Origin of the sequence: Micromonospora zingiberis (assembly GCF_004331455.1) — a bacterium.
GTDB classification, from domain to species: domain Bacteria; phylum Actinomycetota; class Actinomycetes; order Mycobacteriales; family Micromonosporaceae; genus Micromonospora; species Micromonospora zingiberis.
Genome location: NZ_SJJR01000014.1, coordinates 35,356 through 49,729 on the forward strand (window position 1 = coordinate 35,356; position 14,374 = coordinate 49,729).

Genomic DNA, 14,374 nt, shown 5'->3' on the forward strand with positions numbered 1-14,374 from the left:
GGTCTGTAGAAGAGGAAGGTGTCGGCGATGGTCGAGGCGGCAGCGGTGTCCAGCGATCAGCTCGGTGCCTATCACCGGCTGCTGCTGCGGCTGTCGGGCCGGATGCCGGACGAGCTGATCACCATCTGCCGGCGTTGGCTCGCCGAGGGCGAGTTCGCGGAGATCGCTCAGGCGGTCCATTTCGCCGCACTCGTCAACGGCGTGGCAATGTCGCAGGAGGACATCACCCTGCTGTCGGGCACGCTCGCTGCGGCGGGGGAGGACCCGATGTGGCTCGCCGACATCGACCAGCCGGACACCGAATTGCCGCCGCCGTACGGGCTGGCTCCGGTCAACCCCGAGGAACTGGCCGAGCACGGCGATGCGGTGCCGTACTGCATAGATCTGACGGTGCCCTACGACGGTCCCGGCGCTGCGGACGAGATCGATCGGGCGGCGGCGACCGCGGTGGCAGCCCAGCGGGACGACGGGTTGGCGGCGACCGCGTTGTGGCGTGCCTGGCGCTTTCCCTCGGTGCAGGCCTCGTGGCCGCCGCCCCGCCGGGTCTATCTGCTGCAGGGGGGCAACGCGGCGCTTTTGCCTGCCCTGGCTGCCCGGATGCAGGACGCCCTGGAAGCCGCCGGAGAGTCGGATCCGCAGGTCGAAACGTTTCTGGATCCTGACGAGCTGCCCACGTACCAGCGCATCGCCCTCGGGTTCTCCGCGCTGCTCTGGGCTGCGGCACCACCCACCCCGCTCTTCGTGGCCAGGCTGTACGACGCGCTCGACCCGGAGAACCGGCCCGGTTTCGCGCCCGATCACCCGCTACTCGAAGACGAGGAGCGGGGCAAGGTATTCAGCTATCTCACCGGCAGCGCGCCGTTGCTCATTACGTCGACCTGTGGTCCGGACGTGCTGGACCCGGCCTCCGGAGAGGTGGTACCGAACGGGTTCGTCACCGACGGCCGTTGGATCTGGGCCGACGCGGTCGCCTTTTACCTGAGCGGGTACGGGCTCGCCCCCGATCCTGACCTGCTGGCCGCGATCCGCGCCAACCACTACCTGCCGCCGAAGGTCGACGTGGTGCTGCTGCACCGGGCACTTTCCGTCCTCTACGCGCCAGTGGTGGACCTGGGCGTGGATGACCCGGTCGAGTCCGTCGGCTCCGGCCTGGAAACGGCACACGTGCCCACTTAGCACGGGGCAACCCGGCCGGGCGGGACGTCACCGGCGAGCAACTCTGAACTGGCGATCGGCGCGAGCCGTCGTGCAATCGAAGCGGCAGGTTGAGGGAGATCGAACTGTGGCTATCACACCCGGCGGTGGTGTCGGCCGATCACTGCGAGAGCGGATCAGGCTCGCCGGCAGAGCACGCGGAGCCTGGGACCCGGTGGCCCGCCGGCTGGACCGGCTCGATCCGACGCTGCGGCGCTGGGTCGCCGTCGGGGTACTGGTGGTGCTGCTCGGTGGGACCGGCGTCGTGGCCGGCGCCGGGTTCGGCACCGTCACCGCGCAGGAGGTCGGGCTCGCCGGACGGCCGGTGCCGGCCGGGCAGGTCGAGGCGATCGAGGCGGCGGCGCACGCCTGCCCGGCGCTGACCCCGGCCCGGCTCGCCGGGCAGTTGATGGCGGCGTCCAGCTTCGACGCGAGCGCGAAGTCGGCAAGCGGTGGCACCGGCATCGCGGGCCTCACCGAGGCGGCGTGGGAGCAGTGGAAGCCCTTTACCGCCGCCGCGCGCAACGACACCGGCGCGAACATCGCCGCGCTCGCCCGCCTCACCTGCGACCTGGTCGGCCAGGTACGGCAGGCGGGGATCGGCGGCGACCTGTGGCGGCTGGCGCTCGGGGCATACCACTCCGGCGTCCCGGCGGTACGGGCTGCCAAGGGGATCCCGCACGCCGCCGCCGGCTACGTCGACCGGGTCGCCGGTTACGCCACCTGGTACGCCCACCTCGCCGCGCCCGGCACGAAGCCGGGCAGCACGACCAGACCGATCGGTGTGATACCCAGCGCGGGGACCACGGCGAAGCCGGTTCCGGACGGCTACCTCGCCGCGGTACTCGCGGCCGGCCGCTCCTGCCCGGGGCTGACCCCGGCCCGGGTCGCCGCGCAGCTGATGGCCTCCTCCGGCTTCAACCCGAATCTCCTCGGCGCACACTCCCGGCAGGGCATTGCCCAGTTCAGCCCGCAGGTCTGGGCCCGGTACGCCCCGTCACCGACCAGCACCTCGCCGTGGGATCCGAGCGTGGCCATCCCGACCCTCGGCCTGACCATGTGCGCCCTGCTCGATGACATGTCCGGGCTCGGCAAGGATCCGCACCGATTGGCGCTGGCCGCGTTCCGGGTCGGCCCGCAGGTGGTTCGCCAGGCTGGCGGGCTGCCCGATGCCCCGGACGTCCGCAGCTACGTCGACCTGACCATCGGATACGTCGACCACTATCAGCAGGATCCTCGCCTGGGCGGCAAACGGACCGGGGTACGTCCGACCGCGCCCCCGGTCAGCGGAAAACCGACCGCACCCGGCCCATCGACGGGCGCCGGCAGCCCGAGCACGGGTGACCCGAGCGCCGGCAAACCGAGCAGCAGTGCCTCCCCGTCCCGGTCACCGCAGCCAACTCCCAGCACGAAGCCGCCGAAGCGGACCTGGCAGACCCGGGTGGTGCAGGCCACCGCGACGCTGCAACTCGGTCAGTCGTGGAGCACCGATCGACTCAAGCTCGTGCTGGCGAAAGAGGGCAACGTGATCCTCTACGACCAGGGCAAGGCGGTGTGGCAGACCGGCACCAAGGGCCAGGGTGGCCATCATCTGGTGTTCCAGGCCGACGGCAACCTGGTGCTCTACAGCCGGTCCAACGCGACGATCTGGTCCTCCAACACCCCCGGCAACGACGGTGCCGTCTTGGTGCTCCAGGCCGACGGCAACGTGACCATCTCGAACGGTGGGCGAGGACTCTGGCACACCGGAACGATGAAGGGCTGAGCAACCTTGTTCAGCAGTCACGTGCATCAGTGACCGCCGTGGTATCCGGAGGTTCGCCCATCGGCTGGCCGGCCGCGCCAGTCGTCGTGGAACACGTCGGGGACACCCTCGTGCTCCATACCGGGGCGGACACGGCTGTGCCGATCCGCGCGATGGCCGCCGCCCTGCCCGCAGAGGCAGGGCGGTGTGCCGTGCTGAGCGCACCGTCGGTGACCGCCCGGCCGGCGCTGTTCGAGGTTTTGCGGGAGGCACTTACCGAACATCTGGGTGGGGCGGCGGGTGGGGTACGGCTGGTGCCGCTCGGTGCATACGCACCGGCAGTCGTTCCCGGTACGCAGGCCAGCATTCTGGCCGAGTGGATCGGACAGGAGGTCGCGGTGCCGCTGACCGCACTCGCGGTGCCGGCGGACGTCGTACTCGAACCGGTGGTGTGGTTGGTGTGCACTCCGGACGGAAATATCCGCGCCGAGGCGCTGTGGCCGATGCCGACACCGGTCCCGGCGGCGGTGACGGTCACCGGGCACTGGCCGCGTGCGCTGCTTCACACGAACGGGGGCTTCGTCGATCTACCGCCTTGGCCTGCACGCCGGGCCTGGGTCCCTCGACGGCCGCAGCCCCGTGCCCGGCCGGATAATGCCGTGAAGGCCGCCGCCGTGCCGGAGACGGCACCGGGCATTCGCACTCCCGCAGGCTGGTCGTTTCTGGACGAGCCGGGGCTGGGCGGCGGCCCGGTTCTGGCTGGCTTCGTGGTCGAGGTCGGCGTGACGGTGACCGGGTTTCGGGTAAGCGGTCGGCCGGTGGCGCCCCGCGGGCTGGCGAAGCTGCTCGCCACTGTCCGGGCAGGGGACCCCCGGCCGTTGGTGCTCGTCACATCCGGCGTATCGGTGCACGGGAACGCCGCCGACCTGCTCTTCGGCAGGCTCGCCGATGCGCTCGCGAGCACGGTGTATGTGGCTGGTGGGGAAGTGACCCGTACCGCCACCGGGTTGCTTCGGACCACCGGCACGTTTCTGCGCTGGCATGGACGGCGACCGGGTGGGCCACGCGAGTCGAGGCGGGGGCAGGTCGTCGGATCCGTACTGCCGCCCCGGCCCGCACCGCGGCTGCGTCCAGCGGTGGCCGGTCCCGCGTGGACGCTGCCGCCAGCGCCAGCGCCAGCCCAGGTCCGTCCGACCGCACCGACGGCATCCGCTACGCCGGTGAGTGCCGATCTCGCGGCGCTGCTCGCCCCCGGCCGCTGGACGATCGCGTACCCCGTCGTGCCGGCGCCGGCCGATGCCCTACCTCCGGAACTTCCCTCGGTGCCGCCGGAGGCGGCTCCGGCCGCCACCCCCGATGCCGAGCCGGCGGGACTGCCCAGTGCTGGCGAGCCGGAGCCCGCCGTGGCCACCGGATCGCCCCCGGCGGAACTGCCCCCGACCCCTTCCGCCGACCCGGCCCCACCGCCGCCTGGCCCCGAACCTCGCTGGCTCACCGGAGATGACCCGACGGTGGTCGACCGGACGGCGCTGCGCCAAGCGTTGGGCAGCCGGTACGACGCGCACGCGCGCGTGGTGGCTCGGACCCTGGCGCAGGCACCGGGGCTGCGGGCGATGGCTGGAGCCGCCGGGGACCTCGCCGCCGGACTGGTCGCGGTGCGGGCGTACTGCGAAGACGAGCGGGAAGTTCTTAACGAATTCCTGCGTGGCGGCGGACCGGAATCCGAGGCGGACCGTCTCAGGGTGGTGGCCCGCTCGGCCGCATACGGGTTGCGCCGACTGCCGTCGGTACTGGGACCGGTTCTTCAGTACGGTCCGAGCGGCACGTGGCCGGCCGCCGGGTACCGGCAGGGCGACGTGCTTGTCGAACCCGCCTTCATGGACGTCAGCCTCTCCACTGGAGCCGGCGCCGCGTCGACCGCGCCTCGATTCGTCGTCTGGTCGGTCAGCGCGCGCCGGTTGGATGGTCTGGACACCGGTTCCCGCGCCGTGGCCATCTTCCCGCCGGGCAGCCGGTTCCAGGTGCTCGCGGTCGAGGAGGAGACTCCCGATCAGGCGGCGCGCGTCCTGCTGTGGGATCTCGCGGCTGCGGGGCGGGGCCGGCAGGACGGTGCCGAACGGATCCTCGAGCGGTTGCGCGGAGCCGAGCAGAGGGGCACGCCGGTGGTCAACCATTTGCCGCCACTGGCATTCGCTCCTGGCCTGGACGACGCGGGCCGTCCTTTTCCCCTGCCGGCGGGGGCCGGCGCCGTCACCAGCTAATGAGGATGAACGAGCGTGACCAACATGCTGTCGGTCTCCGAGACCGAGCCGGGCTGCCTGCCGAGCATCTCGGCGGCGTTAGCGGCGGCCGGCCGCACCGCGATGATCGTTGTCCAGCCGGGCACGTACCGGGAGCAGTTGCGCTTTACCGGTGACGTCACGGTGGTGGCCGAGGACGGCCCGGGAACGGTGACCATCGACGGCGGTGACGGGGTGGCGCTCCTCGTCGGCGGAGGAACCGTGACCCTGCGCGGCATCACCGTGCTTGGCGGCGCTGCCAACCTGCCCGCGGTGCAGGTCGCGCGCGGTACGCTGCGGGCGGCCGAATGCGCGATCAGCGGACGGGGCGTCGTCGCGGTGCATGTGCCCGGCGGTCAGGTAGATCTACACGACTGCCGGGTGGACAACCCCGACGGTGCCGGTTTCCTGTTCGAGAGCAACGGTGCCGGCACCATCGGTGCCACCACCGTGCGGGACGCGAGCAGCGGAGCAGTGATTGTCGGCGGTGCGGATCCGATGCTGCGCGACTGCACCTTCACCGACATTCGAGGCGTCGGGGTCCTCGCTACCCGCGGTGGACGCGGCACGTTGGAGGATTGCGAGATCACCGCGACCGGCGGGCCGGCCGTCGCCGTCGAGGAAGACGGCGCACTTCGGGTCGTTCGCGGTCGGCTGCATGACATCCCCGGGACCGCTGTCATGGTCAACGGCGGCCGGCCGACGCTGGAGGATTGCGAGATCCGAGCGGTCGGCGGGCACGCGGTCGTCGTCTCCGGCACCGCCGACCCGGTGTTTCGCGGCTGCACGGTACGCGGCGCCGCCGGCCACGGCCTCGTCGTGATCGAGCAGGCCACCGGCACCTTCATCGGCGGCGACATCGCCGAGACCGAGGCGGCCGCCGTCGCGGTCGCGGGCTCGGCCGCGCCGCTGATCGAGGGCGGCAAACTCGTCGGCGGGCCGGGCGGGACGTTGCTGTGCCAAGGCGAGGCGACTGGAACGCTGCGCCGGCTGACCGTACGCGGTGGACGGACCGGCGTCGTGGTCGGTGGGTCGGCCGCGCCGCTGATCGAGGACTGTGTGGTCGAAGAGGCCCAGGAGTACGGCGTACGGCTGCTCGGTAAGGCCCGGCCGGTCGTCCAGGGGACGCGGGTCGAGCGGTGCGCGGCCGGCGGATTCCTGGTCGAGGCCGGGACGACGCTCACCGTTGACCAGGCGACGGTGCAGGACTGCGGAGTCGGACTACAAGTCAACGGTACGGCGACGGTGACCGGATCGGACATCGGTGGTGCCCGTACGGCCGGAATCCTGGTGCAGCCCAAGGCGAACCTGACCCTGCTGCGTAGTCGGGTGCACCGCAGCAGCGGACCTGGGGTGTGGTTCACCGCCGGCTCGTCCGGTCGGCTGGACGGCTGTGAACTGATCGGGAACGTGGGGGAGGGGCTGCTCCGGGAGACGACCGAACCGGTTCAGGTGGACGCGACCACGATGATCGGCAACGGTGGGGGCGGGGCCCGCCCGGGTGCCCCGGCGCGCACGGGCCACGCTACGGCACTGAGGTCCACCGGTGGGTCCACTCCGGATGCCGACGAACTGACCCGGCCGGTCGCGACGCTGCCTCCGACCGGCGACCCGGTCGGTCCGGGCGACGGGCCCGCCGACCAGGCTGCGGCGCTGCTCGCCGAGCTGACCGGGCTGGTCGGCCTCGCCGGGGTCAAACGCGAGGTCGCGACGCTAGTCGGCCTGCACCGGGTCGGGCAGCGCCGGGCTGCGGCCGGCTTGCCGGTCCCGCCGATGTCGCGGCACATGGTCTTTGCCGGGGCACCAGGCACCGGCAAAACCACAGTGGCCCGGCTGTACGGGAAGATCCTCGCCGCGCTCGGCGTGTTGTCCGGCGGACAGATGGTGGAGGTGGCCCGCGCCGACCTGGTCGCGGAACACATCGGCGGTACGGCCGTGAAGACCACGGAGAAGTTCAACGAGGCCCTCGGCGGGGTGCTCTTCCTGGACGAGGCGTACACCCTCTCCCCGGTCGACGGCGGTGGCAGCGGTCATGACTTCGGCCGGGAGGCGATCGACACGCTGGTCAAGCTGATGGAGGACCACCGCAACGAGATCGTGGTCATCGTGGCCGGGTACTCGGCGCAGATGCGGGCCTTCCTGGATTCCAACCCGGGGTTGTCGTCCCGGTTCGCCAAGACGGTGGAGTTCGAGAGTTACTCCACCGAGGAACTGGTGACCATCGTCGAGCAGTTGTGCAGCACGCACCACTACTCTCTGGAATACGACACCCGGCTGGCCCTGGCCAAGATGTTCGACGGGATGGCCCGGGACGCGGCCTTCGGCAACGCCCGGGTGGCCCGCAAGGTGTTCGAGGAGATGATCGGGCGGCAGGCGTACCGGCTGGCTCAGGTGAGCTCGTCGGACGGGGTGGAACTGGCCCGGCTGCTGCCGCAGGATCTGGGCGTCACGACCGGCGGGCAGGCGGGCACGGAGCGCACCGACGAGGTCGACCAACTGCTGGCCCGGTTGCAGGCCATGATCGGACTGAGCGCGGTGAAGCGGGAGGTCTCCGACATGATCGATCTGCTGGCCACGATCCGGGCCCGGGTCAGCGCCGGGCTCCCCGCCCCGGCCATCTCGCGGCACCTGGTCTTCTCGGGACCGCCCGGCACCGGCAAGACCACCGTAGCCCGGCTGTACGGACAACTGCTGACCGCCCTTGGCGTCCTGCCGGGTGGTCACTTGGTCGAGGTGGCCCGCGCCGACCTGGTCGGCGAGTACGTCGGGCACACCGCCCAGCGGACCCGGGAGGTGTTCGAACGAGCCCGCGGCGGGGTGCTCTTCATCGACGAGGCGTACACCCTGGCCCCACCCGACGCCCGGCAGGACTTCGGCCGTGAGGCGATCGACACCCTGGTCAAGCTGATGGAGGACCACCGCGACGAGGTGGTGGTCATCGCGGCCGGGTACGAGCGGGAGATCGAGACGTTCCTTGCCGCGAACGCCGGCCTGGCCTCCCGTTTCTCCCGCCGGATCCACTTCACCAACTACAGCCCGGACGAACTGGTGGCGATCTTCCAGGCGTTCGCTGCGGCGAGCGGTTACGAATGCCCCGGTAACACGCTCATCGTGCTGCGGGAACACTTCGAACGTGTCCCGAAGGGGCAAGCGTTCGGCAATGGGCGGTACGCGCGCCAGCTACTGGAAGACTCCATCACCCGGCAGGCGAGTCGGCTGCGGACCGCCGGTAAGCCGACTGTCGACCAACTGCGGACGCTGCTGGTCGAGGACGTGACGCAGGCGGTAAGTCCTGGTGTCTGAATGAGCTGCCGGCGAGTACTTTGGTCGCTGGCGAGCCTGGGGTGGGCGGCAGCGTTCCGCCGTGGCGTGCGAGTCCCGTTGTTCGCCCCCAGAGCGCAACCAGGCGAGCGGGAATGCCGAGATCATCTTGCCTGGTCGAGCCAGACCGCATCCGGGCCGGCGGGAAACCGCAGCTGGCCAGTGGTGTCATGGACGGCACGCCACACCGTTTCGGCGACGTCACTCTCCAGGGTGAACTGGTCCTGACCGACGAAGCCGCCGAGAGTCTTCTTCGCGAAGGGCTCGTAGGGTGCCGGCACCAGCCTGTCCAGTGAACCGGTGAGGTCGACGTGATTCATGGCCTTGGCGGCGAAGTTCGTCGTCAGGCAGGCACCCGGCTGGACGGTCTTCGCCCGTACGCCGAACTCCGCGAGCTCGAGCGCGAGGGACGCGGTGAACCCCTCGATGGCCATCTTGCTGGCCTTGTAGATGGCCGAAAGGGGCATGTGGCCCAGCACCACGCTGGAGGTCACGTTGACCACGACCCCGGCACCGCGCTCGCGGAACTGGGGCAACACCGCCTGAGTGGTCGCCATGACACCGAAGGTGTTGACGTCGAAGATCTCCCGCGCCCGATCCATGGGCGTGCCCTCGAATACGCCGATCAGCCCGACGCCAGCGTTGTTCACCAAGGCGTCGATAGGACCGGCCGCGGCGAAGGCGGTGGTGATGGAATCGGGGTCGGTCACGTCGAGTTCGAGGATGCGAAGCCGGTCCGGTTCGGGCAGGACATCCGTGCGTGGCGTCCGCATGGCGGCGATGACGTTCCACCCCTGCGCGAGAAAGTGCTTGGCGGTTTCCCGCCCGTATCCGGATGAGGTGCCGGTGATGAGGACTGTCTGCATTGCGGAGGGGCTCCTGTTGTTCGTTCGGATGATTACCGAACCCACATTCGCGCAGTGCCGAGGTGCGCCACATCTGTCATCTGACTCTCCCGGAAAGCCACCGCAGGCGTAGGGCATGCACGGGGGACGCCACGCCTACCGATCGGATGCCTGTGCCGCGGCGGTGGCCATGGTCTGCCCGGCGAGCCGGCGGTTGAGCCCGGCCGGCAGGCGGTTCATCACCCGCGCGAGCATGCCGGGGATCACCATGCCCCGGCCGGACTCCAGCGCTTTGAGCGCCTGGGACACGCAATCGGAGGCGGCCATCCCGACGGAATCCGGCAGCGACCGTCGGCTCTGCAGTTCGGTGTGCGTGGGCCCGGGCGCGAGCACGGTCAGGTTGATTCCGTGGGTGGCGAACTCGGTGTGCAGTCCGCGCCCGAGGGTGTTCGTGTACGCCTTCGCGGCGGCGTGCGCGGCGAGCCAGGGGATGCCGTGCTCGGCTCCGGCCGCGCCGACCAGCACGACGCCGCCCTTGCCACGGTCGGCGAGTCGATTGCCGAACAGGTGCGCGAGCACCAGATGGCTGTGCGCGTTGAGCTGCAACGACTCGATCGAGTGGCGTAGCTCCCGGCGGAGGAACTCACCGGGGGTCAGGTCGCCGGCGTTGGAGACGAGCAGCCCCACGTCCAGGTCGGAGGTTGCCTCAGCGAGGTGGTCCGGCCCGGTCGACTCGCTCAGATCCACGGTGACGGCCAGGTGCTGTACGCCGTACTGCTGCGCGATCTCCGCCCCGAGATCGGTGAGCGCAGTGGCGCGACGGGCGGCGATCACGACGTTGAGGCCGTTCGCCGCCAACTGCCGGGCAAACTCGCGGCCGATCCCGGAGGAAGCCCCGGTCACCACGGCCCACGGCCCGAAGCGGTCGGCCGAAATTCTTGCGTACGTCATTGTGGTAGCTCCTTGCTTGGACTGCTGGCGTCTTGCGGTAATCGGGAAGACGAGCGGTCACCGCACGCCTTCAGCCCGTGTGGGGTACGGCCGTTGTGACGTCGCGCACGTCCGGCGTGAGCGTGGACTCCACGACCAGCCGCTCCCACCAACACGCCGCCGGTGCCCGTACCGACGGACCTCTAGAGAAACAACCACCCGGCGGCGTGCAGACGAGCCGTCCGAGCCCGGTCCACGGATCCAGGCTTAGAGCGGCCGGCAATTGGTGGTGGTGACGCAGCGGGAGGTCGAGCGGCCGGGCACATGCCCATGGGCCCGTCACTGACCCTAGGCAACCATCTGGCAGGCTCGCTGCCACGCCAAGGCATCCGAGATCTTGGCACGAGGGCGCCCCTCAAGGGGCAGATTCGTACCAAGATCTTCCCCGCCCTGGGTGGCGGGCTGGCTATCAGGACGTGTCGGCCTATTGCCGGTCGCTCTTAGTCGGCCGTGGTGGTGAGTGGGAGTGGTCGGGTGGCGCGGCGTAGGGGCCATAGCTGCGGACCGTCGTGCAGGTGTAGGGGTGTGCCCGCGTGGTAGCCCTGCCTGGTGAGGAAGTCCCGGACCGTGCTGGTGGTGGTGACGGTGTCGACTGGGTAGCCGAGTTGGTTGATGCGTTGGTGGTGGTGGGTGAGTAGTGTCCGGCCGATGCCGTGGTGGCGGGCTTCGGGGATGACGTGTAGCCGGGTGAGCCAGTGGTGCGGGGCCCTGGACCTGTACTGGTGGAGCATGGTGTGGAGTTGTTGGAAGCGGGGTAGGGCGCGGCCGGTGAAGGTGCTCAGGTGGTAGTCGGACAGTGGTGCCGCTCCCGCCACCGGGGGGTGGTGGTGCCATACGGCGACGGCGGTCATGTCGAGGGTGACGTCGACGTGTCCCCATTCGACGGCGTGGTCGATTTCCATGGCGAGGAGCCCGTGGAAGACGTGCTGCCGTTCGGTTGGGTCGGGGACGAGCCATTGCGCGACGGGGTCGGTGGCGACGGCGTCGGTGAGTAGCGCGGCGATGGTGGCTACGTCGCTGGCTTGCGCGGGTCGGATGGGTGGCGCGTTCACGGGAGCAGCTGTCACAGTGACCGCCGGCGTGGTCTGGTGTGCGGAAAGGGCGTCCGGCCGCCGCTGGTGGGGGTGCCGCGCCACATCCGCCAGATGACCGGGCCCTCGGTGGGTAGCGCGATCGTGGGGCCGGCGGTGTAGCCGAGGCGGAGGTAGAGCCGCCGGTTACGCATGTTGCTGGCTTCCAGGTACGCCGGCAGGCCGAGGTCGTCGAGTCGGCGGTGGTGGTGGGCGAGTAGCGCGGCGCCGATACCGCGGTTTTGGCGGGTGGGGTCGACGGCGAGGTAGGCGAGGTAGTGGTGTGGTTCGTCGGGGTGGAAGGCGTCGAGCATCTCCTCCAGCAGCACGAACTTCGGGGCGTACGGGCCCGCGATGCGTTCCAGTGCCTCCAGCCGTTCCCGGGTGTCGGTGGGGGTGGGTTCGAGTCGGGGGTACCAGATCGCGACGGCCGTCTGGTCGGCGGTGGTGTGGACCTGTCCGTGTTTCAGGCCGTGGTGGAGCGCGTCGCGGAAGTAGCGGTAGTAGACGGTCCGCCGGTCGGTCGGGTCGGGGATGAGCCAGTCGGCGAGGGGGCCTTCGTGGAACGCTTCGGCGAGGACGGCGATCAGCGGTCCGGCGTCGGTTTCGGTGGCGGGGCGGACGACTGGGTTGTTGGTGAGGGTCACGGCTTAGCTCCTGGTCAGGTGGGTTGGTGGGCGGTGTCGGGGGTGCGTAGTGGTCCGGTGTCGCGGTGGGCGCCGAGGCCGATTGCGGCGTAGACGTCGGGGTGGGTGGTGCGTAGGAGCAGTGCCCAGGTGATGCCGAGGAGTGCGACCAGGGCGTAGGCGGTGGGGAACGTCCAGCGCAGTGGTGAGTCGGGTGCTATGCCGAGGAGGGTGGCGAATTCGCGCAGGGTGGCGGTGAGGATTCCGGCGAGTGCGATGGTGGCGGCTCCGGGTGCGATCAGCGTCCGCCAGGTTCCTTCGGTGTGGCCGATGCGGGCGAAGTAGCCGATGACGGCGGCGGAGGTGATGGTCATCAGGATGAGTACGCCGAGGCCGCCGGTGACGGTGATCCAGAAGAACAGGTGCACGATCGGATCCGCCCCGGCGAGCGCGTAGCCGGCCAGCACGCTGAGGGCGAGCCCGCTCTGTGCGAGGGAACCGACCTTCGGCGCGCCGGTACGGCGGCTGGTCCGACCGAACACGGCGGGCAGGACCCGTTCCCGGCCGAGGGCGAACAGGTACCGGGCGACGGTGTGGTGGAAGGAGAGCAGGGCGGCGAACAGGCTGGTGATGAACAGGATCCGGGCGACGGTGATGACGCTCTGACTCAGGTACGGCGACACGAGATTGAAGATCAGATCCGTGCCGTCGGTACGGGCGGCTTCGACGATGTGGTCGGGGCCGGTGGCCACGGACATCGCCCAGGCGGAGAGTCCGTAGAGCAGGCCGGTGACGGCGACCGCGATGTAGGTGGCGCGGGCGATCGTCCGCCGGGGGTCCTTGGTCTCCTCGGAGAACACGACGGTGCCCTCGAAGCCCACGAACCCGGTGATGGCGGTGACCAGCGCCGCGCCGATCCCGGCGGCGAACACATGCGACGGGGCGAGGGTGTCGAAACTGACCGTCCCGTTGGCGGGGTGGGTGACCATGATCGCGTCGAACGTCAACGCGACGACGCATTCCGCGACGAGGACGACGGCGAGGACGCGGCCGTTGAGGTCGATCCGCGCGACGCCGAGCGCGGCGACGATGGCCCAGACGGCGAGGGCGCAGGCCCACCAGGTGAGGTGCCAGCCGTAGCGGTCGTTGAGGAACTGCGCGGTGACCGCGCCGGCCCCGCCGTACAACCCGATCTGCATCGCGTTGTAGGCGAGCAGCGCGATCATGGCGGCGCCGACACCGGCCGGGCGGCCCAAGCCCCGGGTGACGTAGGTGTAGAACGCGCCGGCGTTGACGATGCGGCGGGACATGGCCACGTAGCCGACCGCGAACAGGGCGAGCACGGCCGCGACGACCAGGTAGGACACGGGAATGCCGGTGACTCCGGTGACCGCGTACCCGGTGGTCGCACCGCCCGCGACGACAGTGAGGGGTGCGGCGGCGGCGATGACGAAGAACACCACCGACGGGATACCGAGCCGCCCACGAGCGAGGACGGCAGACACGGTGTCAGGTTTCGAGTGAGACATCAGTTCTCTCTCAGCAAGGGATGGATGGTTGGGGGTTTGGCCGCACTCAGGTGGTGCGGTGGCTCAGCACGGCACCGCCGACGACGGCACCGAGATCAGCGAGAAGCTCGCGCAGGGGCATAGGTGCCTGCTCGACCTGCCGGCGCAGGAACGCGCGGGCGGCCTGGGGTGCGCCGTCGAGCAGGATCGGATCGAGCTGGGTGTGTAGCGCCAGCCCGGCGAGGGCCACGTCGAAGGCGTTCAGCCGCTGGTAGTTGCGCAGCTGGTAGGACAGGCGCGCCCACGACCAGGCGGCGGTGTTCATATCCGCCGGCACGTAGACGATGCGCTGCCGCCACAGCCGGCCGACCTGCCGCGGCTGCACCAGCCCGACCTGCCACATCCGGGTCGCCACCTGCTCATAGGCGGTCGTACCGAAAAACGCCAACCACGTCCGCGTCGCGGTGTGACGGGGTTCGGCTGCCAGGCGGTCGAGGACGAGGTGTTGCAGCCAGTCCGTCGGCGGCGACGGATCGGTCACCCGTACATGCCGGCCCACGAACGTGATCCGCCCCTCCCACCACAGCTCAGCCAGCAACGCGGCGGCCAAGCCGTGCGCCGTCGCGGACTCAAACAAACGCGGACGGCCGCTCTGATCGTCATGCGCCAGATAGAAAAACTCGTCCGCCAGGCGCATGGGTGGGGCGGCGGCGCTCCCGACCGCCCGCACCGGCCGAACCGGCTCCACCGGTGCCCGGTGCTCGCGTAGGTGTGGGACGTAGTCGTCGGCTGCGCCG

General features: G+C 70.4%; 10 protein-coding genes and 1 pseudogene. 5 read left to right on the forward strand and 6 right to left on the reverse strand.

Features of this window, described 5'->3' with window-relative positions; genetic code table 11:
- Window positions 1-27 precede the first annotated feature (27 nt).
- The 4 genes from E0H26_RS19775 to E0H26_RS19795 all read left to right on the forward strand — a co-directional run bounded on the left by E0H26_RS19775 (window position 28) and on the right by E0H26_RS19795 (window position 8,520).
- The gene (locus E0H26_RS19775; protein WP_131305734.1) at window positions 28-1,176 is read left to right on the forward strand and encodes a hypothetical protein; all 1,149 of its coding nucleotides are present in this window, start codon (window positions 28-30) and stop codon (window positions 1,174-1,176) included.
- Between the two features lie 106 nt (window positions 1,177-1,282).
- Window positions 1,283-2,959 carry a hypothetical protein gene (locus tag E0H26_RS19785; RefSeq protein WP_165521921.1) on the forward strand — a complete coding sequence of 559 codons (1,677 nt, stop codon included), beginning with the start codon at window positions 1,283-1,285 and terminating at the stop codon, window positions 2,957-2,959.
- A gap of 137 nt (window positions 2,960-3,096) precedes the next feature.
- Window positions 3,097-5,199: a hypothetical protein gene (locus E0H26_RS19790; protein ID WP_131305740.1), complete on the forward strand. Its 2,103-nt coding sequence runs from the start codon at window positions 3,097-3,099 to the stop codon at window positions 5,197-5,199.
- Window positions 5,200-5,223: 24 nt separating this feature from the next.
- Window positions 5,224-8,520 carry an AAA family ATPase gene (locus tag E0H26_RS19795; protein ID WP_131305956.1) on the forward strand — a complete coding sequence of 1,099 codons (3,297 nt, stop codon included), beginning with the start codon at window positions 5,224-5,226 and terminating at the stop codon, window positions 8,518-8,520.
- A 122-nt stretch (window positions 8,521-8,642) separates the two neighbouring features.
- Here the strand turns inward: E0H26_RS19795 and E0H26_RS19800 are convergent, their stop codons facing one another.
- On the reverse strand, window positions 8,643-9,404 hold the full coding sequence (locus E0H26_RS19800) for an SDR family oxidoreductase (protein ID WP_131305743.1): 762 nt from the start codon (window positions 9,402-9,404) through the stop codon (window positions 8,643-8,645).
- 135 nt (window positions 9,405-9,539) lie between these two features.
- Window positions 9,540-10,334: an SDR family NAD(P)-dependent oxidoreductase gene (locus tag E0H26_RS19805; RefSeq protein WP_131305745.1), complete on the reverse strand. Its 795-nt coding sequence runs from the start codon at window positions 10,332-10,334 to the stop codon at window positions 9,540-9,542.
- Window positions 10,335-10,450: 116 nt separating this feature from the next.
- On the opposite strand from E0H26_RS19805, the pseudogene E0H26_RS30025 reads away from it, so the two are divergent.
- Window positions 10,451-10,543 (forward strand): annotated as a pseudogene (locus tag E0H26_RS30025) (IS5 family transposase); the annotation flags it as partial.
- Window positions 10,544-10,813: 270 nt separating this feature from the next.
- Here E0H26_RS30025 and E0H26_RS19815 read toward each other — a convergent pair.
- The 4 genes from E0H26_RS19815 to E0H26_RS19830 are packed head-to-tail and all read right to left on the reverse strand — an operon-like array spanning window position 10,814 to window position 14,274.
- Window positions 10,814-11,425: a GNAT family N-acetyltransferase gene (locus tag E0H26_RS19815; RefSeq protein ID WP_131305748.1), complete on the reverse strand. Its 612-nt coding sequence runs from the start codon at window positions 11,423-11,425 to the stop codon at window positions 10,814-10,816.
- An 11-nt stretch (window positions 11,426-11,436) separates the two neighbouring features.
- Entirely contained in the window at window positions 11,437-12,090 is a 654-nt protein-coding gene (locus E0H26_RS19820) for a GNAT family N-acetyltransferase (RefSeq protein WP_131305752.1), read from the reverse strand.
- 14 nt (window positions 12,091-12,104) lie between these two features.
- Complete coding sequence (locus E0H26_RS19825; RefSeq protein WP_131305755.1) at window positions 12,105-13,598, reverse strand: APC family permease; 1,494 nt, start codon at window positions 13,596-13,598, stop codon at window positions 12,105-12,107.
- A 46-nt stretch (window positions 13,599-13,644) separates the two neighbouring features.
- Window positions 13,645-14,274, reverse strand: coding sequence for a GOLPH3/VPS74 family protein (locus E0H26_RS19830; protein ID WP_165521922.1), 630 nt, complete (start codon window positions 14,272-14,274; stop codon window positions 13,645-13,647).
- Window positions 14,275-14,374 lie beyond the last annotated feature (100 nt).